This window comes from Vibrio barjaei, from assembly GCF_001639065.2.
In the GTDB taxonomy this organism is placed as follows: Bacteria; Pseudomonadota; Gammaproteobacteria; order Enterobacterales; family Vibrionaceae; genus Vibrio; species Vibrio barjaei.
In genome coordinates, this window is sequence record NZ_LQXO02000034.1 from 85,270 (window position 1) to 106,904 (window position 21,635).

The window sequence follows — 21,635 nt, forward strand, 5'->3', positions numbered from 1 at the left end:
TTTAGCTAGGTTTAAGGTTATGCTTTGACTCAAATTGTACCATCATTTCTTTATGATGAACGATGGGCCCGGCAATCAATTGCGGGAAGAATGTAACGAAGAGAGAGTAATTCAGAAAGTTATATTCTTTTGCTTCGCCTTTATTGCAATCGACCAAGTAAGCTATCTGTTGAAATGTGAAGAAACTAATGGCCAGCGGAAGTATTATATAGTCAACAGACCATTCTAGATTAAAAATATAATTAACATTATTAATTAAAAAGTTTGTATATTTATAATAGCAAAGTAATATCAAATTAAAAGCTATTCCAACACAAAACACAGCTTTTCTCTTAGACGATTCAATATCATCTTTCATTCTAAATAACATTGAGCCTAAGAAATAGTTAACCAGCATAGATATAACTATAATACTCAAATAACTTACTTTCCAATATCCATAAAAGAAAAGGCTAGTTATAACTAACCAAACCTTGCCTTCTGTATATTTTTCATACTTCAACAGGGTAAAATATATGACAAAACTTATTAGCAAAAAAAGGAAAATAAATTGCCAAGAACTAAATAACATTGTGAGTAAACTTCCAAAACTTTACATACCTGAAACCATGCCAACACAATAAAATAAAGCTCTAACATGATTCCAGAGCATTATATATGAAGACTCAAGAACAACAAACCTTCAATAAATTAGGCTTTGTATCTTGAATGAAAAAGTCCACATATCAATTTCTTGACATCAAAGTACTGAGCGCATCAAACCAGTGCCTCGTATAATAACCAAACTCTGTTTCGAGCCTATAGTTTACCGCAGACTCATTACTAGATACTGGAGCGGGCCGAACGAAATTAGCCTTCGGTGACGGTTTGACTATCTTACCATCTGATATAAGATCAACAATTCTTTTAACATAATCATATCGTGTAGCGACACCTTGATTTACGCAATTTATCGTACCAATAATGTTTTTATTTAAACAAAACTCCAAGCAATCTACTAGAGTTGATACTGATGTAGGATTTCCTACTTGGTATATACTTGAAGTAATTACATCTTTATTAAGAACTTCTTTCTTAATTGCTGAAATAAATCCTTTATCACTTCCAGGATCAAACAGCCATCCAGTTCTAACCACTAGGTTATTTGGATCTTTAAGAATTTCCTGTTCGGAAATAAGCTTATGTGTATGGTGGATTGTCGTAGGTTTAACTTCATCACCTTCGGTATATGGTGTGTTTTTATATTCACCATATACACCAGTGCTCGATATGTAGATGATTCGCCCTTTAAACTGATCAATTAAACACTTTGTCAATTTCACATTTGCTCTATAAGAATCATCTTGATGAAGCTCACAACGGTCGACATTTGTTAAAGCAGCACAATGAATTACAACATCTAACTCTTGCAATACCTCATAGGAACTATTATTTAAAATGTTCTCGTATTCCAACTCAGTAACTGAGTACTGAGAGTTTCTCAATTGCTTAACAAGGTATGACCCAAGAAGGCCATTGTACCCCGTCACACCTATTTTAGTTGTCATTTACCAAAGCTCCAACTCTTCTAGACTTAGATGCGATGCCTCTTCAGGATCATGAGCAAGATCTGCGATATTAAGCAATAGATTCGTACCTTCTGTTGCTCCACGAAAAGCCACCCAAATCCCTGGAGGAACAGTGAGACGGCAGTAGTCGGCATCTGCACCAATGGTAATAGAGCGACGATGTCTTTTATCAGAACTGTAGCAGTAAAAAGTGATAGCTCCCACGGGAACTATCAAATTCATTGTCATTTTATTGTGACATTTCCAACCTTTTACACAATCGAAGTCAACCATCGAAAAATAAGCTTCACCAAAGCCAGTGAAAGATTCTTCGGAGGCCTTCAAAGCATGCATAACATCCCCGTTAGGTACTGAAATTCTTCTCAAAGGCTCTACATCAAGAACTAGATCTGAATATACTACCTCGTCCATATCAAATTTCTCTCGGTTGCAAGTTGTTCGTATCGCTCTATTTGGGCATCAGTTAATATACTGGCATTTTCTTTATTACTATAAAAGTCAGCATACCAAGAGCCTACAAAGTCTACGCATTCTTTATAATACAAGTTAGGTTCCCATTTTAGGTGGAACAGAGCTTTGTCACAGTTTAGTTTTAATAATCCTGCTTCATGGAAAGGAATATTGTCTGTCACTTCAAACGGTAAGATATCCTCATTAAAGTTCCAATGCTTGCTTAAGTCTTCTATCAACTCAGTAACTTTACGATTTTGCTCAGATCTAGGTCCAAAGTTAAATGATTCACCGTTGGGTAAGCTTGATGTTTGATATAAATGTTGACCTAAGTGTAAATATCCACTTAATGGCTCTAATACATGTTGCCAAGGTCTTGTTGCATTCGGAGAGCGAATCTGCACTGTTGAATCTAAATTCCAGTTTTTAAAACAATCAACAACAATTCGGTCCTTAGCCCAGTCACCTCCTCCAATAACGTTACCAGCGCGAGCGCTTGCTATTGAGATAAACCTATGGTTTTTGAAAAAAGACTCTGAGTAAGAATGAAATATAACTTCGGCCGCTCCTTTAGATGCGCTATAAATATCTTTGCCTCCGACGGCGTCAGTTTCTTTATAGCCCCAAACCCATTCAACGTTCTCATAGCACTTATCAGAAGTAATTATTATTACCGCGCATTTTTTCGAAATACTGCGGATGCTTTCAAGAACATTGGCCGTGCCTAACACGTTAGAGGTTATGGTATCAATAGGCTCTTCGTAAGACGTAGATACTATTGGCTGAGCCGCCATATGAAATAAAAAATCAGGTTGAAAATCGAGAATTTTGGAACGTAGCTCATCTAAGCTTCTAATATCAATAAAGTTATGATCGATCTTATCCGCTAATCCGAGTTCCTCAAACATTGAAGGTTGAGTAGGTATATCTTTTGAGACACCACAAACTTGAGCTCCAAGTTTCAGAAGCCAAGACGTTAACCAAGAGCCTTTAAAGCCAGTGTGACCAGTTACTAGTACTTTTTTACCTTTGTAAATATTAGCGAACATTACCATACCTTCCACGCTGCTTCGTTGTTGTCCCACATTTCCTGCAATTGTTGCTTGTCACGCAACGCATCCATCGGTTTCCAAAAACCCTGATGCTTGAAGGTCATCATATGGCCCTCTGATGCTAAATTTCTTAATGGTGCTTGTTCAAATACACAAGTCTCATCTTCATCCAAGTAATCAAATACCATCGGTTCACAAACAAAGTATCCAGCGTTAATCCAAGAACCATCGCCCAACGGTTTTTCTTGAAAACTATTTACTTTCCCACTCTCAGAAATATCGATAGAGCCGAATCGACCCTCAGGCTGGTAACTTGTCATAGTAATACCGCATTCAGATTTTCTATGAAAATCCACCAACTCATCAATATTAATATCTGCTACTCCATCGCCATAGGTAAGTAAGAAAGTCTCATTGCCAATATGCTTTTGAGCTCTCTTAATTCTAGCACCTGTCATTGCATTCAATCCAGTATCCACTAGTGTTACATTCCAATCTTCACTCTTATTTGAGTGAACAGTCATATCACCTGTTTGTGTATTTATCGTAACATCACTTTGATGAAGAGAATAATTTAAAAAGTACTCTTTAATATAGTAACTCTTATACCCTAAAAGAATGACGAAGTCTTTTATACCATACTCAGAGTACGTTTTCATGATATGCCACAGGATTGGTTTCCCTCCGATCTCGACCATTGGTTTAGGTCGAACATCAGTTTCCTCTGCCAGTCTAGTACCAAAACCACCCGCTAAAATTACTGCCTTCATATTTCCTCACGAATTCTTAATTGTCTGAATTATTTTCTTTGGTGCCACCACCAATAGCCTGCCTAGATTAACCAAAACTCTTTTATACTTGCTTGATTCTTTTGCTTGTCCCCTATATACATTTAGTTCGACAAGTTCATTTAAAAGTGGACTGGTATGTAGGTTTGCTCTCCCTTTTAAGTATTCTGAATCCGCATCGTGCCACGAGCAGCTGAAGTGATGGCAGATCGCAGTATTTTTTGTATAACTATTTATTGTAAATGTTGAGTTACCATCGTTATCTTGGCAAGGAGTAAGTGGACTTAAATAATCTTGAGGATATACTTTTACACCCGATATTATCGTAGGCTCATTTAGACTAGGTGAGGTGCCCATTCCATCTACATTATGTCCATTCCAACTAAAGTATAAGGACGTCATCTGAGGTGACATAAAATAGAATATTTTCCTTCTCCAAACAGAGACATTACCTAAACCTTCGTACGTTTCACACATGAACTCAGCCAAAGGACTACCTTTGATACAGCCCATTGAGTGGCCGGTATACCACCCCCCCTCTTTATTATCGATGCCGATAAAAGAGTGAGTTTTATCATCGAGCTCTGATACCATTTTATCTAATAATTCGCCCGAAATGACTTCAATATCTGCATCGAGATAAACACCACCATGTTCTCGAAGAACCCACCACCTGAAGTAATCGCTCAGAAACGCATGGTCCCTTGCTTCAAACATTAACTGAGAAAACTTACAGGCATCCAAAGGCAAGTTTTCTGCATTCCAATGCATTATTTTGTATTCTGGAAGCTGTTCTTCCCAAGTCTTCAAATATCGCTCATACGGGTCTGGTTTTCCATCAAAACCGAAATAAATTCTATGTAAAATCTTACTGGTCATTAAAACCTCTCCTTAACTTTTTTAAGGAAATAAACTGGGTTTGTAATCATTACTTTAAGAGCTTTTTTCACAGAAAGCTGACCACTTTCATCTCTAAACCTGTATTTTGATGCAATATTTTCTTCACCGCAAACATTGATTTTAGCAAGATAATCACAGTACTCATGGAACCTCATAGGTTTCCTTCTGTGTTTTTCAGACTCAGGGTCTACTTTTTCAACATTAAGATTTGAGAATAAATGGTAAATGCATGTGTTTTCGCTTACGTTCATCTGTACACCCGTCGTTGTGAACTTAGGTGAGAAGTAATCCTGTGGATAGATCTTTACCCTGCCAACAATAATTGGCTTTTCTAGTTTGGTCAAAAAACCTTTAGTCTCTTCTAGGCCGTGCTCTCGAAAATATAAACTCATCAATTGAGGGCCTATTAGTCCCCTTTCTTGTCTCCAATGCCATAAAGGCCCAGATAAAGTTTCACTGTACATATTATACATAAAATCAACTAGATCTGACCCTTTTTTGGCGGCCATAGTCTGTGCTGTTGGATGACCATTATGAAACTCTTCTACACCAACGAATGCATCGTATTCATCAGAATTTTCTAATTCACGAACCAATCGATCAAAAACTTCACCATTTAACACTTCACAATCTGCATCAAGGTATACGCCTCCATATTCTTTCAGCGCATTCCACCTTACGAACTCACTCATAAAAACAGGGTCATTCTTATAATGAGACCTCTTCATCCAATCATTTGCGCCAAAGTCTACGTTTGACTTATTCCACTTTTTTATTTCATACTGGGGTAGCTGCTCTTCCCACGTTTTCAAATAATGTAGAAACGGGTCTTCGTAAGGAGGTAAATGCTCAAAGTAGCAACGGTGTAATATTTTATTCATCGGACATTCCTAAATAGACGTGCTATAAAATCAATGAGTTTTATAGATTTCCTTTCTTTAAAAATATTGAGTTCGTTAGTAATTCTCTTAGAGTTTTCGCGCTCAATGTTATTCAAACTTTCCAATTCAGCAATTTTACTTCTAGCAGTATCTAAATCAACTTTATATGTCGATAACTGTGTCACCAATCGGTTGTTCTCAGTTTCCTGTTCTAAATAACGGTTATCTTTTTCGTTCAAACAATGTTGAAAGGTAGTTGATAATAGCCTAATCTCTTCAATAAAGTACGAAAGCAAGCTATTATTTTCAATTAGTTCACTGTTTTTATTAATGCAACGCTCCTCTTCTAAATCTTTAATAATACGAAGAAAAAGTGTTTTATCCTCATAGTTTCTAAAGTTATTTTCAAGAACGTTACATATAGAATTCGGGACACTATTCAAGTTTAATTTAAATGTTCTTACTGGATCAGGTTCACTTACCTTACCAGAGAAGATCTCTATCACAAATAGAACAAAAGAGGCAAATATAGTACTAGGATTTGAGCAATCTTTCATTTCACTGCTAATTGCTCCATAATCAATTAATCTAGCTTCTAAATTGTCAGAAACTATTATATTCCAAGGTCTAAGATCATTAACATAGAGCCCAAGTTTCTCTAGTTCAGACAATTCACCTAGAATATCATCAAAGACTTTCCACCTCTGTTCATTAGTAAGATCTCCGATGACATCACTCAAAAGTTCCCCATTGTAAATTGTTCTTTTTAAGTACATTTTATTAGAATCTTCTTCAAAGCTAATCAACTTTAGAGCTTCAAATCCATTGTTATTTAAATAACTAAGCTTATCCTTTTCATTCAACAGTTCGGTAACATTAATATTGAGGCTATCTAATCTTTCCTTATCAAAGACCTTCATTATGTAATTATCAGCTAAAAAGTAGGTACGACTAGCACAATGAGCCCCATACTCAAACTTATGCGATTGCGTCAGAACTTTGTTAAAACGCTCAACACCATTACGATCCAATGTATAAAAGTTACTTGCAAAATACATCGGCCGAGAAATATGAGATAAGTGAGTTTCGAAACTTGATATTAGCTTTGTGAACCTGTATCTATTAAGGGTCTGTCTCTCATCTTTTGGTAAAGCCTCAGCCCAATACACAGGCTCTTCTTTTACAGCCAGTTCAAAAAAGGAAAATTTGGTTTTTTCGGCCAAAATCCCTAATAGTTCTTGAACAAATGATAGACCTTTCTCAGCAATTAAATGATGAAATAGTGAAAATCCTAATACAATATCAAATTGGTCTTTTTCAATTCCATTAATAAATTCAATTGCATCCGCTTGTAAGAACTGAATATCGTACTGGCTATTTTCATTAGCGAGAAACTTACAAACATTAATATTCTCTTCAAGAAAATCAACACCTGTGACATCATAACCAAGTTCAGCAAGGCTTAAACTAAAAAAACCCTGGGCACACCCTAGGTCAAGGATTTTTATCTGCTTACCTTCATCCCCATTTAATGATTTGATTATCTCGGAAATTTCTTCTAACCGATCTAAACAATTTCTGGATGTCACATCATACTCTTTATGTCCAAAAATAGGCTGGTAAACCTCTGGTAAGGATTTAATCAATTCTTTAATTTTCATCTATTCAACCAATTCTTTGAAATTTGCTTTTAAATCAATAATCCCCCAAAACTCATCCATATTCGTTACTTGGATAATTATGGAATCATAACGCCTATCTAAAGGAATCAATTCCCCCCCCTCCTGACTGGAAAGTCCAAGGGATAGCATATAACTGCCCTCATTTAAACTAATTGGCAAATCAAATTCGTACTCATTTGTTGTATTAGTAGTCGCGCTGATAGCCTCTCCATTGATAATTTTTGAATTAATGCCATATAAGAACTCTCCGGAAATTGATTTTATGAGAAAACCTACTACTAATTCACCTATGTCATCAAGAAAATCTGCTGTAAGCTTTACTTTAAGTCTTTCATTTGTTTTAAAATTATTGGTTTCAACATTGTTACTATTACTTAACTTATAGTCACTTATTTTAGCTCTACGATCTCCCCAACGATACTCTTCTTTTCGATAACCTACTCTATCGTGATATTTCTCATCCTCTTCTATCAACGCCAAATCTTTGATTTTCTCTTTTTTTCCAAATAAAGCATCCAAGTATTTATTGATAACATAATCTGACGCTCCGTAAGCATCAACTTTGCCATCTTTTAAAAATAGTGCTTTATTACAATGCTTAGTAATATCACCAGCATTGTGGCTTACTAAAAGTAATGTTGTACCTTGCTTTCTAAAATCTGAGATACGTTCATAACACTTCGCTTGAAAATACGCATCACCTACTGATAACGCTTCATCAACTATAAGGATATCAGGTCTTGCCATAGTAGCGACAGAGAATGCGAGCCTAACCATCATTCCGCTAGAATATGTTCTAACTGGTTGGTCAATATACTCTCCAATCTCAGCGAATTTTTCAATTTCATCAAACACACTAGAAATAAATTCGTTACTATAGCCCAAAATATTCCCTGCCATATAGACATTCTGCCTCCCAGTGAACTCTGGATGGAAACCCATTCCAAGCTCCAGAAGCGCAGAAACCTTCCCTTCTAAGCTAACCTTGCCATGGGTAGCATGAGTTGTGCCAGTAATGATTTTAAGCAGGGTACTTTTTCCAGCTCCATTTACACCAACTATTCCTAGAGACTCTCCTGGTTCTACAACAAAGCTAATATTTTTTAATACCGGAATAGAATTATGTGAATTTATTCCGGTAAATAGCTCAAACAGCCTCTTGTACTTGCTATCATAGGATTTGTACTCCTTTGTCAAGTCATCAACTATTATCTTTCCCATTACAACTCGTCCACTAATTCTTTATTACAGCGTAAATAAAACAAATAACCAAATATACCAACACCGATTGTTATGATCAGTACTGGTGTAAGAAATGAATAGTCTGGCATTTTATTGTGAAGGAATATTTCTTGATAACAGTGAATGATTCTAGCCATTGGGTTTATGTATATATGTTCTTTAAAGGCCACTGGTAATATTTCTGCAGAGTAAACAATAGGGGTCGCCCAAAAACCTAACTGTAAGACTACGTCAATAAATTGTCCAACATCACGAACAAATACATTGAGAAGCCCAATAAAAAGCCCCAATGCAGCACTAAATGCCAACTGCAATATTAATACTGGGAACATATACATTAACGAAAAAACATTAAACTTCCCGATTATCAATAGAAAAAATATAAACAAGGAAAATATTATTGCAAAGTTAACGACGGCAATTGACGATACAATTATAGGTAGACAAATCCTTGGAAAACTCTGTTTCTTAAGCAAATTGCTGTTTTCAATAAACATACTTCTACTGCGTAAAAGAACTTCGCTGAATAACCCCCAAGTGAGCAAACCAGAACATAAGTAAATACTAAATGCATATTCTCCTAGCTCCCCCGGTAATCTAGCCTTCATGAGATTAGAAAATACTAAAGTATAGACAGCAATCATAGACAAAGGCTGCAAAATTAACCATAACGCTCCTAAAAAACTAGACTGATACCTAGATTGGAAATCCCGTTTGATTGAACCCCAAATAAATGAACGATGGGAGTAAATTGGTTTAAAGAGGTCTAACATCCTTTAATCATCTCCGTGATAGTCGAGACCAAGTTATCTACTTTCTCTTTATCATTTCTTGATTCAACATTTAGTCGAAGTAGGTTTTCAGTGTTTGATACTCTGATATTCAATCTTGTATCTGATGTTGAAATACTGAGTCCATCTACTGTATCTATAGTTTTCTTAGTTTGTTCTAGTAGATTCATAACCTTTTGGGTCACCATCTCTACCGAAGCACCTTTAAAATTAATCTCACCACTACAAGGAAATTTTCTAAGCCTTTCATGAACTAAGTTAGATAGGGAGAGTCCCTTTAGGGACACTAGTTCAGCAACAAGCAACCATGGAATCATACCGGAATCACAATACGCAAAGTCTCGAAAATAATGATGTGCGCTCATTTCACCACCATAAATAGCATCCTCCTTACGCATTCTCTCTTTAATAAAGGCATGCCCTGTTTTTGACATGATAGGAGTACCACCCGCTTTTTCTACAATATCAACTGTGTTCCACACTAAACGTGGGTCATGTATTATTTTGGCTCCTGGCTCTTTTTGGAGAAATGCTTCAGCTAATAAGCCTACAATATAGTAACCCTCGATGAAGTCACCCTTTTCGTCAAACAGGAAACAGCGATCAAAGTCTCCATCGAAGGCAATGCCCATATCAGCTTTATGTGCTTTCACCGCGTTTGCTGTATCTTGCCGACATTCTGGTAGTAATGGGTTTGGAATACCGTTCGGAAAATTGCCATCTTCTTCATGATGGACCTTTATAATTTCCATAGGAATATTCAAAGCATTAAAACGTTTTTCCAGAGAGTCAATGACATGACCAGCGGCACCGTTACCCGAGTTGATAACTAACTTCATCGGTTTAATATTTTCTGGGTTAATGTATCCCATTAAATGATCAGTATAGTCACTAAGAATATCAATATTCGTGTACGTACCTTTTTCAGAGACATCAGCAAACACATTCTCTTCTGCAAGAGTCTGAATATCTCTCAAGCCAGTATCGCCACTGATAGGCTTAGCCCCTTCACGTACAAGTTTCATACCATTGTAATCCATAGGGTTGTGACTGGCCGTCACTTCAATGCCACCATCAACACCTAGATGAAAAGTGGCAAAGTAAACTTCTTCTGTTCCCGACAAACCGATATCTAACACGTTAACACCAGCATCCATTAAGCCGTCGCTAAGAGCCAATTTAAGTTCTTCACTTGTCAGACGAACGTCACCACCAACAACAATCGATTTCTCGCCTTCGCTATCGCTCTTTAAGAATTGCCCGTATGCACGACCAATACGATAAGCGATATCATTGTTTAACTCTTCACCTAGTTGACCACGGATATCGTAGGCTTTAAAACATGTTAACTTCGTCATTACTTACTTTCCTCTAAACGTACAACATCATCTTCGTTTAGGTATGAACCTGATTGAATTTCGATTAGTTCCAAAGGCATTTTACCTGGATTTTCAACCATATGGCTGACGCCAACCGGGATATATATTGATTGATTTTCTGTGATGATTTGCTCGTTGCCATTGCTACTCACCTTCGCCGTACCAGAAACGACAACCCAATGTTCTGCGCGATGATAATGCATCTGAAGAGACTGTTTTTTACCCGGCTGCACAGTGATTCTGTTCACTTTATAACGGTCACCGCCATCAATAGCATCTGACTTACCCCAAGGGCGATATACTTCTCGGTGTTCACGATACTCAGCTCGGTTTTCAGCTTTCAAATGCTCAACTATGTTCTTCACTTTTTGAACGTTATCTTTGTGAGCAACCAGCACTGCATCTTTGGTTTCTACAACAACAATATCCTTAACACCCACAGAGGCAACAAGCTTATTCGGTGCGTAGATGTAGCAACCCTCTGTATCTTCAATGATCGCGTCGCCATGAATGACATTTCCTGCGCTATCTTTTTCTGAAACTTCCCACAGCGCAGACCAAGAACCGACATCGCTCCATCCTGCATCCATTGGAACTACAACGGCTTTATCTGTGCGCTCCATTACCGCATAATCCACAGAGTCGTCCGGACATTTCAAGAATTCGCTCTTTTCCACGCGAATAAAGTCCATGTCTTCAACAGCACCCTTTATAGCCTTTACGCAGCAATTGTAGATTTCTGGTGAGTACTTCTTCAGCTCTTCGAGGAACACACTTGCTTTGAACATAAAGCAACCGCTGTTCCAATAATACTCACCACTGGCGACATACTGCTCGGCCACGTCAAACTGAGGTTTCTCTACGAACTGATCAACAACATAAGCAACATCACCTTGATTCTCTCCGCGCTTAATGTACCCATACCCTGTTTCTGGTGCGGTTGGAACGATACCGAATGTCGCTAGTTTGCCCTCTTCGGCAACGACTTGCGCTTTACGAATAGATTTCTGGAAGGCTTCTGTATTTTGCACCACATGATCAGCAGCTAGAACAAGCATGACAGGATCGTCACCGTGAATCACAGCTTGCATCGCTGCCAAAGCTATCGCCGGAGCTGTATTTCGACCAGCTGGTTCCAATACGATTCTCGCTCTCTGCCCATAAGTACGAAGCTGCTCCGCTACTACGAAACGATGGTCTTCATTGGAAATGATGATTGCTTCTGATGAAGACATGCCGTTAATTCGCTCTAGTGTCGACTGCAACATGGTCAGTGAATTGTGATTATCTAGTGCTAAGAATTGCTTAGGAAATGCAGAACGAGAGAGTGGCCATAGACGTGAGCCAGATCCCCCAGCCATAATGACAGGTATAAACATAGAATTTTGCTTCTTAATTGTTGTAAATTGCACTAAAAATCCATGAACACCCGCACTAGATCGAAATTGAAGGTTAGGCAGAAATGTTGTTCCTGCCACTAAAAAAGAGTCGTATAAAACCGAAAGCTATAACTTTTTTGATTACAGTACAGTCAGCCTTACGTAAATATACTAATCTGAAACCCGAGGTTCTCTCTGTTGACTCTTTTTTGAATTACCGACAATCCTCCTAGAATGGATATGTCCGTGATTTTTCCATGACGTTCTTTAGAATTTGGATACGCTACCGCCCTTGAGTCAAGCCCTCAAAAGCTTAGTCTTTATATTTTGGGTCCTCATGACACAAGGGCCATAAAGATAATTTGCGGAGATTATATAGGAAACCAAGTTGATTCGCGATAGCACCAACGTTAAACCCCAAGATAGGAAAACAGGCTCACATAACGCCAATGAATACTACTTATTAACTTTCGAATGAAGAGAGGAGAGAATTACATAACTAGCTACAACTGACTGACATCATTTCAAGCTCAAACGCAATCATCCTTCTAAGCTCGCTCTATCGCTTGAGTTTTTCCTTCTGGGCAATTGGCACTTGTATGCTCTTTTCGCCCTCAAATTTCCATTTCTGCGAGTATTGTTCATTAAAAAAGGCGCAAGATAAAGATAAATCCCTCTCTCTATATAGACTGGCTTTATGAAAGTATGAGGTAGTTCAAATTTACACAATTATGACATTAAAGCATAAAATCAACACGCTGCTGTCATTAATGTAGGCCAGAGCAAGAGTCTGATTTATATATGATGTTCATTTAACCACTTCCACATTCAATAGTTCTTTTTTGAGCAACCGTGCAAAATCCGCTTTAACTTCACTATCTCCATGAATCAGATGCAATTGTTTTAAGTACTCCCTGCAACCTTTTACAAACATTATGAGATCATCTCTATCGGCGTGCGCTGAATAACCTGATACTGTATGGACCATTGCATTCATTTCGATACTAGTCCCGTCTATCCAAACTTGTTCCTTACCTATTTGAATATCACGACCTAACGTTTCGTTCGCTTGATAACCACAGAACACTATGTCTGTTCGTCTGTCTGGAAGTAAAGCTTTTAGATAATCAACTACTCTGCCTCCTTGGCACATACCAGATGCCGAGATGACAATCGCAGTCTCTCCTGTCGATGCTAGTCTATTCACCACTCGACAATGTTCTTGATGACTTTCAATAACTACACACTGCGAAAAATTCAAAGGTTGGCGACCTTGCTGAATCTTCTGCTTCGCTTCTTTAGACCACAACTTACGATAACGACGATAAGCCTTAGTGACTTTGGCTGCCATGGGAGAGTCAACAATGATAGGAATCGTCGATTGCAGTTGGTGATGATGCAGTAGTGACTCAATGTCAAACAACAACTCCTGTGTTCGGCCAACACTAAAGGCAGGCACAATGATCGCGCCTCCATCTTTTAAACTTCGTTTAATAATGGCCAATAACCTTTCAGTGCGTTTATCGATCGATTCATGGCATTTGTTACCGTAGGTAGATTCTAGAAATAGGTAGTCAGCACGTTTGGGGGGAATGGCGTCTGGTAGTAATGGCGTATGATTAGGTCCTAAATCTCCAGAGAATACCGCTATTTCATCTTTTGGCAGTTTTAACTCAATATAGGCACTACCTAAAATGTGTCCGGCGGGATTGAATCTTACATAAGTGAAATAACCTCCATAATTCGACTTAATAGGTGTCCATTCTGAGTAGTTTATAGGTTTCAGATGCTTAAAAATTAAATCAATGAATTGCGTTCTTTTGCTTTTAGATAGATCCAGCGTTAGTTTAAGACCATCGGATAACATTAATGGAACTAAATAAGCCGTTGCCTGGGTGCAATAAATAGGCCCACGAAACCCTGCGGCAAACAACCACGGTAACCTACCAATATGATCGATGTGGGCATGCGTCAGAATCAAAGCACGCACATGCTTTAAGCTGAAATCGATCTTCAGCGTCTGATTGTAAGAATCCGCTCCTTGAAAAAGCCCACAATCAATTAGCACAGATTCACCATTTATTGCCAATTCATGACAGGAACCTGTCACTGTGTCTTTGCCTCCATGATGTGTCACTTCTACATTTGGTGCTAACTGCATACCTATCTCCAGTTGTCATGCCTATCAACATAGACCTACTGTAGGCCGGTAGCGAACGTCAATGCTCTAGTTCATAACATTCTAACTTCTGTCGCATAGAACCAAACAATTGTCAGTCTCAGAGTAGAACCTGCGTCAACATGCTTTAGAAAAGCATTAATTTCTACTCTGGTACTTCCTGAGAACTTAGTTCCCTTGCTTTGAAGCTACGTGGAAATCTTATATACTCAACTGAATTATCCTATTCAAATGGAACCGTTTTATGATCATTGTAACTGGCGGTGCTGGCATGATTGGCAGCAACATTATCAAAGCGCTTAACGAAGCAGGCTTAAACGATATTCTGGTAGTCGACAACCTTAAAAATGGACGTAAGTTCAAAAACTTGGTTGACCTTGATATTACTGACTATATGGATCGCGATGACTTTTTAACGCAAGTTATGGCTGGCGATGATTTTGGACCTATCGAAGCGGTATTCCACGAAGGAGCATGTTCAGCTACGACAGAGTGGGATGGTAAGTATGTGATGTTGAATAACTATGAGTATTCAAAAGAGTTACTTCACTACTGTCTAGAGCGTGAAATTCCGTTCCTTTATGCCTCTTCTGCGGCAACTTATGGTGAGACGACTGTATTCAAGGAAGAGCGCCAGTATGAAGGTGCGTTAAATGTTTACGGTTACTCCAAACAACAGTTTGATAACTATGTCCGTCGTCTAACTGCTGACGCGGAAGCACACGGCGAAAAACTGTCACAAATTACTGGATTCCGTTACTTCAACGTTTATGGCCCACGTGAGCAGCACAAAGGCAGCATGGCTTCTGTGGCATTCCATTTGAATAACCAAATGAATGCTGGAGAGAATCCAAAACTATTTGAAGGTAGCGCCCAGTTTAAGCGCGACTTCGTTTATGTTGGTGACGTAGCTAAAGTAAATCTGTGGTTTATGGAAAATGGCGTTTCGGGCATTTTTAACTGTGGTACCGGCAATGCAGAGACGTTTGAGGCTATTGCCGAAGCGGCGATCAAGCATCATGGTAAAGGGGAAATTGAAAACATCCCATTCCCTGACCATTTAAAAGGTGCGTACCAGGAATTTACCGAGGCTGATTTAACCAACCTGCGCGCTGCGGGTTGCGATGTGGAGTTTAAGACTGTAGCTGAAGGTGTTGCTGAGTATTTGGCGATTGTGAACGGTAAGTAGCAGGGTCATATCGTTAAGCGATGTGCAATGACCACTCTCTACGTCATTCCCTTGAAAAAGGGAATCTCATAAAGCGCGCAGTGAAGTAATATGACCTTGCGTGATTCAGTCTTATTCAACAAATTCACTTGCTGTGGGAGATCCTCGCATTCACGAGGATGACGCAAACGTTAACAACATAGAAGATATTTATTAATGAACATTCTGATGGCCCTTTCTCAACTTGAGGTGACTGGAGCTGAGGTTTATGCGACAACAGTCGGAAACGAGTTAACCGCTCGGGGTCATAATGTGTTTTATGTCTCTGATACGCTAACGAAGCCCTATGATGGGCCCTTTTTCTCATTGCGCTTTAACAAACGCAGTGTGCCACGCCGTTTTTGGCATGTTGGTTATCTTATTTATCTAATTAAGAAGCATAATATCCAGTTAGTGCATGCTCACTCTCGTGCATCAAGCTGGAGCTGCCATGTAGCTTGTAAGCTAACTGGTACCCCTATGGTAACAACCGTGCATGGTCGTCAACCCGTGCATGCTTCGCGTAAAAAGTTTCATGCTATGGGTGATAGAGCGCTACCTGTTTGTGAGGCGATTCGCGATCAACTACACAACGATTTAGCAGTCCCTTTAGAGCAGATGGAGGTGAGTCGCAATGGTATTGAGACTGACAACTTCAAATGGGTTGAAGCACCTTACAACGCAAAACCCGTGATTACTATTGTGGGTCGTTTGACGGGGCCGAAAGGTGACTTATGTTATCGTCTGCTTGATGAGTGTTTAAACGCTGACGAATACGACATTCGTGTGGTCACTGGCTCTAAGTTTGAAACGAGATTCGAAAAGTTTAAATCAACTGTCAACTTTGTTGGTTATACCAATGATGTACCGGCAATGCTAAGTGAAGCTGACTTAGTGATTGGAGCTGGACGCGTTGCGATGGAATCCTTGCTTTGTGGCCGCCCTACTCTGGCTATCGGTGAAGCGAAGTGCATTGGTATGGTCGACGAAACAAATGTTTCAGAGGCGATGGCCACAAACTTTGGCGATATAGGGCCAAAAGATCTCGATATCGACTTTGGCTCGATTTCTTCCTTTGTAGAGCAAGGACTCACGACTGCACATTGCTCAACGGCCACCAGCGATACTATACGCGAACACTATACTCTCTCTTCGATTGTTGACCAAATAGAGAGCATTTATCAAGACGTCTATGTCACTACACTAAAGCGTGAAATGCCTGTAATCATGTATCACCGCTTTATTAAAGATGACAGTGGCAAAGGCGTTCACGGTACCTACCTGCATATCGATATGTTTGATAAGCATATGGCTCTATTGAAAAGGATGGGATTTGAAACACTGACGTTTGAGGATCTTCAGGATGGGCGTTTAATTCGCAGGCTCGAAGCGGGTAAACGTTACATCATGTTGACGGTCGACGATGGCTATGTTGATAACTTAGATCTAATGCTTCCTGTTTTACAAAAGTACGACTTCAAAGCTGTAGTTTATGTGGTGACGGGTGAAACTTTTAACCGCTGGGATGTTGAAAACCCAAGCAATCCTGAAAAGTCTGTGCCATTAATGAACAGTGAGCAAATATTACAGCTCGCAAAATCTGACCATATTGAAATTGGCGGACATACACTTTCACACCCAAAACTTGATACGCTGAGCGATGAACAGCAGCGCCACGAGATTGTTGAGAATAAGCGAGGGCTAGAATCCATCTTAGGTAAAACCATAACCTCTTTTGCCTATCCTTTTGGTGAGCATAATCAAGCCTCAAAAGATATAGCTAAAGAGGCCGGTTATCGATATGCGGTTGCGACCAATTCAGGGCCACTGCAGTTTCATAAAGACCCCTATCAAATCCGCCGTATTGCTATTTTTCCAAAAACTGATGTGTTTGGGTTATGGCGTAAAGTTCGTGGAAACTATCTATTTAGAAAGGTAAAGCAATAATATGAGAAAGCTTATCTCTCGCTTACAGCTTTTAAGAGATCAAATTCGACGCCATTTAGGGGTGATGTTGTTTGATAAAACACGGCAAACTTCGGCTGTACAGCCGGATTCCTTCAAGCACATTGTTTTTTTGCGTACCGATGCCAAGCTAGGCGATGCTTTTGTCTCCTCCTTTGTGTTTAGAGACATCAAAGCTCACAACCCCAATATCAAGCTCACCGTCGTAACAACACCCAATATGCGTTCGCTTTTTCAAGAACATCTAGGCGCCGATAACGTTATAGAGCTAAAAAAGCGACCAAGTTATAGCGAGATAACCAAAGCCTGTATTGCAATTGGGCCTTGCGACTTGTTGGTTTCACTCAACCTAAATCCAAAAATGAAGGATCTGTTCTTTCTTAGCCAATGTAAGGCAAAGCATATTGCAGGGCTAGATGACTCACTACAAATAGTGGACATAAAGCTTGGAGAAAAGACTCGTGACTTACATTTTGCTGAGCGATTTGCAACACTCCTTAAAGAGATTGGTATTGAAGCACATCATCAGAACTATATTATTCCACAAACGACTGAGTCTAAACAAACCGCACAGAATTTCATCGAAAGGCATGGATTAACAAATTTTGTCATCATTAACGCTTATGGTAGTGGCAATTCTCGAAAACTGAATGCTCAGTCTATCGAGAGACTTGTTGGCATAATTCATCAACATGCCCCTGAGCTCATTATTGTTTTACTTTCATCGCCAGAAACTTATCAGCAAACTAAACAAGCTATCGAGAACCATAGTTTAATAGCCATCCACTATGACACGAGCAAAAACATCTTTGATGTAGTAAGTTTGGTTGCTCGTGCGAAATTTACTGTTTCAGTGGATACTGCCATAGTTCACATGGCCACAGGGTTGAAGGTACCACAGCTAGCCTTATATAATCCTGATCCTGAAAACTTCGCACAATGGCATCCAAATTCTGTTCAAGCTTTGACGAGTAAAGCAAACCATAGTTCAGTACCTGATATTAATAGGCTAAACTGGCCAGATGTAGAGCAAAAGCTATTGCAGCTTATCCAAGAGAAATAAGATTTATAACTATGAAAATCCTTGTTATAGGCCCTTCCTGGGTAGGCGATATGGTAATGTCGCAAAGTTTCTATAAAGAGATCAAACATCGCCATCCAAATGCAGTTATAGATGTTCTTGCCCCAGCTTGGTGTGAGCCTATCCTTTCTCGAATGCCCGAAGTTAATCGCTCGCTAGAAATGCCAATTGGTCATGGCGCCTTTGATCTAAAAGGCCGCTGGAAGATAGGTCGAGAACTTAAGTCTGAAGGCTATACTCATGCGTATGTCTTACCTAACTCTGCAAAATCAGCGTTGATCCCACTTTTTGCTGGCATCCCACATCGCATTGGTTGGAAAGGTGAAATGCGTTTTGGGTTATTAACAGACCTTCGACCAAATAAACGTATATTCCAATATTACGTCGAACGCTTTGTTGCTTTGGCTAGCAGCAAAGAAACAATGAAACAAGAGGTGCAATTGGAACATTGTCCTCGTCCTGAACTAGAGGTAGATGAAAGCTTACAGAAGCAGACTTTCAAAAAATTCCAGCTCGATATTTCCCGCAAAGTTGTTGGCATGTGTCCTGGCGCAGAATTTGGACCAGCGAAGCGCTGGCCAGACATGCATTATGCGGAAGTAGCTCAACATGTTATTGATAGTGGCTATCAAGTCTGGCTGTTTGGTTCGGGTAAAGACCGAGAAGTAACAGAGAAGATACGCTCTGCACTGACACTCGAAGCCCAACAATACTGCTTCAACCTGGCAGGCACTACCTCACTTATCGAAGCGGTGGATTTGTTGGCTGCCTGCCATACTGTTGTGAGTAATGATTCTGGTCTTATGCATATTTCAGCAGCAGTAGGCTGTAACGTAATAGCAGTGTATGGTTCAAGCTCACCAGATTACACGCCTCCTCTCACTGATAAATTACATATTGTTCACACAGATATAGACTGCCGGCCTTGTTTTAAAAGAGAGTGTCCTTTGGGCCATCTAGATTGTTTACAAAAACTAAACCCACAACGTGTTATCGATTGTATTAATAGAGAAAATCAATGATAAGTAATCGTCTTTACTCTCGCTTGACCTGCTTTACGGTTTGCTTCACTTTCCTCACTTTGTTTACCTCCAAAGCCGGGGTAAACATCGCTTTTGCACTTATTTTATTAACAGCAATCGCAGGTGGTGTAGGTAGGCAGCCAATTCTCTCTAAAAATTCAATGTTGAGAAGAATCTCTTACATGAGCTTTGCATTATATGCGTTGGGCCTGACTGTTACTTTTGTTACTCCTTTTGGCTTTATGGATCTATCATGGTTTGCTCGAAAAGGTGCTTTTTTTCTCTTAATTCCACTTTTATTTCCGATGTTGGAAACTCATCACCAAGAAGCTATGAAAGCCTTATTATTAGGCGCTCTTGTTGCGATGGCCTATGCCCTTTATCTTTATTTAACCAATCAAGAAACTATCTCTGGTAGGATCAATAGTTTTTGGGATATAGGTCGCTGGGGAGAAATTCTTACCTACCTTTGGGCTATTTTACTCCCCTCCATTTATTTCAGCGACTTAGAACATAAGAAAAGGCGTATAGTGTTAGCTACTATCGCTGTCTTCACCTTAATTGCCTTGCTCGCTACTGGCTCACGAGGGCCAGTGCTTTTCGCGACATGTTCAACTCTATTATTCTTGTTATTTACCAATAGAAAGCTATTTTGCGGAGTAGTGGTTCTTGGCATTATTTCAGTGTTGCTGATGAAGGATTCCATCTACTTCCACTCAGCTTATGAGAAAATCGCAAGTATTACAGCGAGCAACAATGACTCAAACAACGCACGATTTGCGATGTGGCACTATGGCCTAGGTATGACCGGGAAGCACTTGGAGACGAACATTCTCCTTTTTTTGTTTGGTACAGGTGACACCGAATTGCCAACTATATTTACTCACTATCTAAACAGCATTGTTTCACTAGAAGCTATCCAACAATCGGTTGGTAATCAAATGTCTTACAGTGATCTTCATAGCCTCTATATTGATAATTTAGTCCGTATGGGATTGGTATTCAGCTTATCATATTTAGCTTTTATTTCTTTTTTACTGTATCAAGCTATTAAACTTGCCAAACGAGGCTCTCGAATAGCTTGGGGAATGATCAACCTAATTACCACATATTTAGGGATCGGCTTGGTCTATAGTAACAATCTTGAGTTCCAAACGGCCATATTCTTCTTTATCTTAGCTCTCTGTTGGGTTAAATGCGTTCAGAATAAAGAACACAAAGAGGCCAGCTATGATTCATAACGTAGAGGTTATTATGGCTGCATACAACAATACCAAAGATATGAAACTGGTATTGGATGGTTACCTGCGTCAAACCGACAGTGCCTTCAGTGTGTGTATTGCTGATGACGGTTCTACCAGAGAAGTGGCTGACCTAGCGCGCTTATATGCCAACCTAGGACTGTCTATCCGACATATCTGGCAGGAAGATAAGGGATTTCGAAAAGCAGAAATCGTAAACAAAGCAATTGCAAGCTCAGAAGCTAGCCAAATAATCCTAACGGACAATGACTGCATTCCTTCTCGACGCTTTATTGGTGACTACAAGAAAGTCTTCTCTGAAGACCCAGACAAAATTATATTGGGACGTCGAGTTGACATGTATGACGGTTCAAGCGCCTTGTTTCGAAGTGGAACTGTATCTTTTGAAAGTCTCGAAAACCCGTTTTGGCTCCTATCCCAAGCGGCAAAGAAAGGACTGAAACGACCAGAGATGGCCATTCGCTTCCCTGAATGGATTTGTAATATTTGGAACAAAAAGAAGCGAGGTGCCATTGGGGCTAACATGGGCGTGCCCAAAGAAGCCCTAATGAAAGTAAACGGCTTTGACGCAGATTTTCAAGGCTATGGTATGGAAGAGACCGACTTGCTTAGAAGACTTAATGCTGCTGGATACCAAAATCGTACGGTATTGGGTCGATGCGCTTTATTTCATCTCTACCACGTCGAAAAAGTACAAAGTAATGAAGCCACCGTTATGTTTGTTGAGAAAAGAACGCAAGGCAGCATTGTGTGTGCTAATGGAATAAAAAAGTACAAAGCCAACGAATAATACTAACGCCGTATTCA

General features: G+C 39.4%; 19 protein-coding genes. 6 read left to right on the forward strand and 13 right to left on the reverse strand.

The genetic code is table 11. The features are described from left to right. Position 1: 1 nt before the first annotated feature. From AWH66_RS26240 to AWH66_RS16990, 13 genes are all read right to left on the reverse strand, one after another. Positions 2–571: an MBOAT family O-acyltransferase gene (locus tag AWH66_RS26240; RefSeq protein WP_206360056.1), complete on the reverse strand. Its 570-nt coding sequence runs from the start codon at positions 569–571 to the stop codon at positions 2–4. Between the two features lie 154 nt (positions 572–725). Beyond that, on the reverse strand, positions 726–1,547 hold the full coding sequence (locus AWH66_RS16935; RefSeq protein WP_063603919.1) for an SDR family oxidoreductase: 822 nt from the start codon (positions 1,545–1,547) through the stop codon (positions 726–728). Further along, on the reverse strand, positions 1,548–1,979 hold the full coding sequence (locus AWH66_RS16940) for a hypothetical protein (RefSeq protein ID WP_063603918.1): 432 nt from the start codon (positions 1,977–1,979) through the stop codon (positions 1,548–1,550). It abuts the gene before it with no gap. Beyond that, positions 1,967–3,067 (reverse strand): CDP-glucose 4,6-dehydratase, encoded by a 1,101-nt coding sequence (gene rfbG / locus AWH66_RS16945; protein ID WP_063603917.1) that lies wholly within the window; start codon positions 3,065–3,067, stop codon positions 1,967–1,969. The genes AWH66_RS16940 and rfbG overlap by 13 nt, the downstream gene beginning before the upstream one ends. Next, positions 3,067–3,840, reverse strand: a complete 774-nt coding sequence (rfbF, locus tag AWH66_RS16950) for a glucose-1-phosphate cytidylyltransferase (protein ID WP_063603916.1) — start codon at positions 3,838–3,840, stop codon at positions 3,067–3,069. Before rfbF ends, rfbG begins: the two co-directional genes overlap by 1 nt. Before the next feature lie 6 nt (positions 3,841–3,846). Beyond that, the gene (locus AWH66_RS16955) at positions 3,847–4,737 is read right to left on the reverse strand and encodes a glycosyltransferase family 32 protein (RefSeq protein WP_063603915.1); all 891 of its coding nucleotides are present in this window, start codon (positions 4,735–4,737) and stop codon (positions 3,847–3,849) included. Continuing rightward, on the reverse strand, positions 4,737–5,639 hold the full coding sequence (locus AWH66_RS16960) for a glycosyltransferase (protein ID WP_063603914.1): 903 nt from the start codon (positions 5,637–5,639) through the stop codon (positions 4,737–4,739). Before AWH66_RS16960 ends, AWH66_RS16955 begins: the two co-directional genes overlap by 1 nt. Then, a complete protein-coding gene (locus tag AWH66_RS16965) occupies positions 5,636–7,300 on the reverse strand; it encodes a methyltransferase domain-containing protein (RefSeq protein ID WP_063603913.1) in 1,665 nt (554 codons plus the stop codon). Before AWH66_RS16965 ends, AWH66_RS16960 begins: the two co-directional genes overlap by 4 nt. Continuing rightward, positions 7,301–8,542 carry an ABC transporter ATP-binding protein gene (locus AWH66_RS16970; protein WP_063603912.1) on the reverse strand — a complete coding sequence of 414 codons (1,242 nt, stop codon included), beginning with the start codon at positions 8,540–8,542 and terminating at the stop codon, positions 7,301–7,303. After that, the gene (locus AWH66_RS16975) at positions 8,542–9,336 is read right to left on the reverse strand and encodes an ABC transporter permease (RefSeq protein ID WP_063603911.1); all 795 of its coding nucleotides are present in this window, start codon (positions 9,334–9,336) and stop codon (positions 8,542–8,544) included. Before AWH66_RS16975 ends, AWH66_RS16970 begins: the two co-directional genes overlap by 1 nt. Continuing rightward, entirely contained in the window at positions 9,330–10,712 is a 1,383-nt protein-coding gene (locus AWH66_RS16980; protein WP_063603910.1) for a phosphohexomutase domain-containing protein, read from the reverse strand. Before AWH66_RS16980 ends, AWH66_RS16975 begins: the two co-directional genes overlap by 7 nt. Then, a complete protein-coding gene (locus AWH66_RS16985; protein ID WP_063603978.1) occupies positions 10,712–12,112 on the reverse strand; it encodes a mannose-1-phosphate guanylyltransferase/mannose-6-phosphate isomerase in 1,401 nt (466 codons plus the stop codon). The genes AWH66_RS16980 and AWH66_RS16985 overlap by 1 nt, the downstream gene beginning before the upstream one ends. A gap of 808 nt (positions 12,113–12,920) precedes the next feature. Further along, the gene (locus tag AWH66_RS16990; protein ID WP_063603909.1) at positions 12,921–14,273 is read right to left on the reverse strand and encodes an MBL fold metallo-hydrolase RNA specificity domain-containing protein; all 1,353 of its coding nucleotides are present in this window, start codon (positions 14,271–14,273) and stop codon (positions 12,921–12,923) included. Between the two features lie 262 nt (positions 14,274–14,535). On the opposite strand from AWH66_RS16990, the gene rfaD reads away from it, so the two are divergent. The 6 genes from rfaD to AWH66_RS17020 all read left to right on the forward strand — a co-directional run bounded on the left by rfaD (position 14,536) and on the right by AWH66_RS17020 (position 21,618). Then, positions 14,536–15,480 carry an ADP-glyceromanno-heptose 6-epimerase gene (gene rfaD, locus AWH66_RS16995; protein ID WP_006071225.1) on the forward strand — a complete coding sequence of 315 codons (945 nt, stop codon included), beginning with the start codon at positions 14,536–14,538 and terminating at the stop codon, positions 15,478–15,480. A gap of 195 nt (positions 15,481–15,675) precedes the next feature. Further along, on the forward strand, positions 15,676–17,445 hold the full coding sequence (locus tag AWH66_RS17000) for a bifunctional glycosyltransferase family 4 protein/polysaccharide deacetylase (protein WP_063603908.1): 1,770 nt from the start codon (positions 15,676–15,678) through the stop codon (positions 17,443–17,445). Between the two features lies 1 nt (position 17,446). Then, entirely contained in the window at positions 17,447–18,526 is a 1,080-nt protein-coding gene (locus AWH66_RS17005) for a glycosyltransferase family 9 protein (RefSeq protein WP_063603907.1), read from the forward strand. An 11-nt stretch (positions 18,527–18,537) separates the two neighbouring features. Continuing rightward, positions 18,538–19,566 (forward strand): lipopolysaccharide heptosyltransferase II, encoded by a 1,029-nt coding sequence (gene waaF, locus AWH66_RS17010; RefSeq protein ID WP_063603906.1) that lies wholly within the window; start codon positions 18,538–18,540, stop codon positions 19,564–19,566. Next, positions 19,563–20,807 carry an O-antigen ligase family protein gene (locus AWH66_RS17015; RefSeq protein WP_063603905.1) on the forward strand — a complete coding sequence of 415 codons (1,245 nt, stop codon included), beginning with the start codon at positions 19,563–19,565 and terminating at the stop codon, positions 20,805–20,807. Before waaF ends, AWH66_RS17015 begins: the two co-directional genes overlap by 4 nt. After that, positions 20,797–21,618, forward strand: a complete 822-nt coding sequence (locus tag AWH66_RS17020) for a glycosyltransferase (RefSeq protein ID WP_063603904.1) — start codon at positions 20,797–20,799, stop codon at positions 21,616–21,618. The genes AWH66_RS17015 and AWH66_RS17020 overlap by 11 nt, the downstream gene beginning before the upstream one ends. Positions 21,619–21,635 lie beyond the last annotated feature (17 nt).

Bases quoted from the DNA above. Each gene is read 5' to 3' on its own strand.
- AWH66_RS26240 (WP_206360056.1), bottom strand. From the start codon at position 571: ATGTTATTTAGTTCTTGGCAATTTATTTTCCTTTTTTTGCTAATAAGT.
- AWH66_RS16935 (WP_063603919.1), bottom strand. From the start codon at position 1,547: ATGACAACTAAAATAGGTGTGACGGGGTACAATGGCCTTCTTGGGTCA.
- AWH66_RS16940 (WP_063603918.1), bottom strand. From the start codon at position 1,979: ATGGACGAGGTAGTATATTCAGATCTAGTTCTTGATGTAGAGCCTTTG.
- rfbG (WP_063603917.1), bottom strand. From the start codon at position 3,067: ATGTTCGCTAATATTTACAAAGGTAAAAAAGTACTAGTAACTGGTCAC.
- rfbF (WP_063603916.1), bottom strand. From the start codon at position 3,840: ATGAAGGCAGTAATTTTAGCGGGTGGTTTTGGTACTAGACTGGCAGAG.
- AWH66_RS16955 (WP_063603915.1), bottom strand. From the start codon at position 4,737: ATGACCAGTAAGATTTTACATAGAATTTATTTCGGTTTTGATGGAAAA.
- AWH66_RS16960 (WP_063603914.1), bottom strand. From the start codon at position 5,639: ATGAATAAAATATTACACCGTTGCTACTTTGAGCATTTACCTCCTTAC.
- AWH66_RS16965 (WP_063603913.1), bottom strand. From the start codon at position 7,300: ATGAAAATTAAAGAATTGATTAAATCCTTACCAGAGGTTTACCAGCCT.
- AWH66_RS16970 (WP_063603912.1), bottom strand. From the start codon at position 8,542: ATGGGAAAGATAATAGTTGATGACTTGACAAAGGAGTACAAATCCTAT.
- AWH66_RS16975 (WP_063603911.1), bottom strand. From the start codon at position 9,336: ATGTTAGACCTCTTTAAACCAATTTACTCCCATCGTTCATTTATTTGG.
- AWH66_RS16980 (WP_063603910.1), bottom strand. From the start codon at position 10,712: ATGACGAAGTTAACATGTTTTAAAGCCTACGATATCCGTGGTCAACTA.
- AWH66_RS16985 (WP_063603978.1), bottom strand. From the start codon at position 12,112: ATGTTTATACCTGTCATTATGGCTGGGGGATCTGGCTCACGTCTATGG.
- AWH66_RS16990 (WP_063603909.1), bottom strand. From the start codon at position 14,273: ATGCAGTTAGCACCAAATGTAGAAGTGACACATCATGGAGGCAAAGAC.
- rfaD (WP_006071225.1), top strand. From the start codon at position 14,536: ATGATCATTGTAACTGGCGGTGCTGGCATGATTGGCAGCAACATTATC.
- AWH66_RS17000 (WP_063603908.1), top strand. From the start codon at position 15,676: ATGAACATTCTGATGGCCCTTTCTCAACTTGAGGTGACTGGAGCTGAG.
- AWH66_RS17005 (WP_063603907.1), top strand. From the start codon at position 17,447: ATGAGAAAGCTTATCTCTCGCTTACAGCTTTTAAGAGATCAAATTCGA.
- waaF (WP_063603906.1), top strand. From the start codon at position 18,538: ATGAAAATCCTTGTTATAGGCCCTTCCTGGGTAGGCGATATGGTAATG.
- AWH66_RS17015 (WP_063603905.1), top strand. From the start codon at position 19,563: ATGATAAGTAATCGTCTTTACTCTCGCTTGACCTGCTTTACGGTTTGC.
- AWH66_RS17020 (WP_063603904.1), top strand. From the start codon at position 20,797: ATGATTCATAACGTAGAGGTTATTATGGCTGCATACAACAATACCAAA.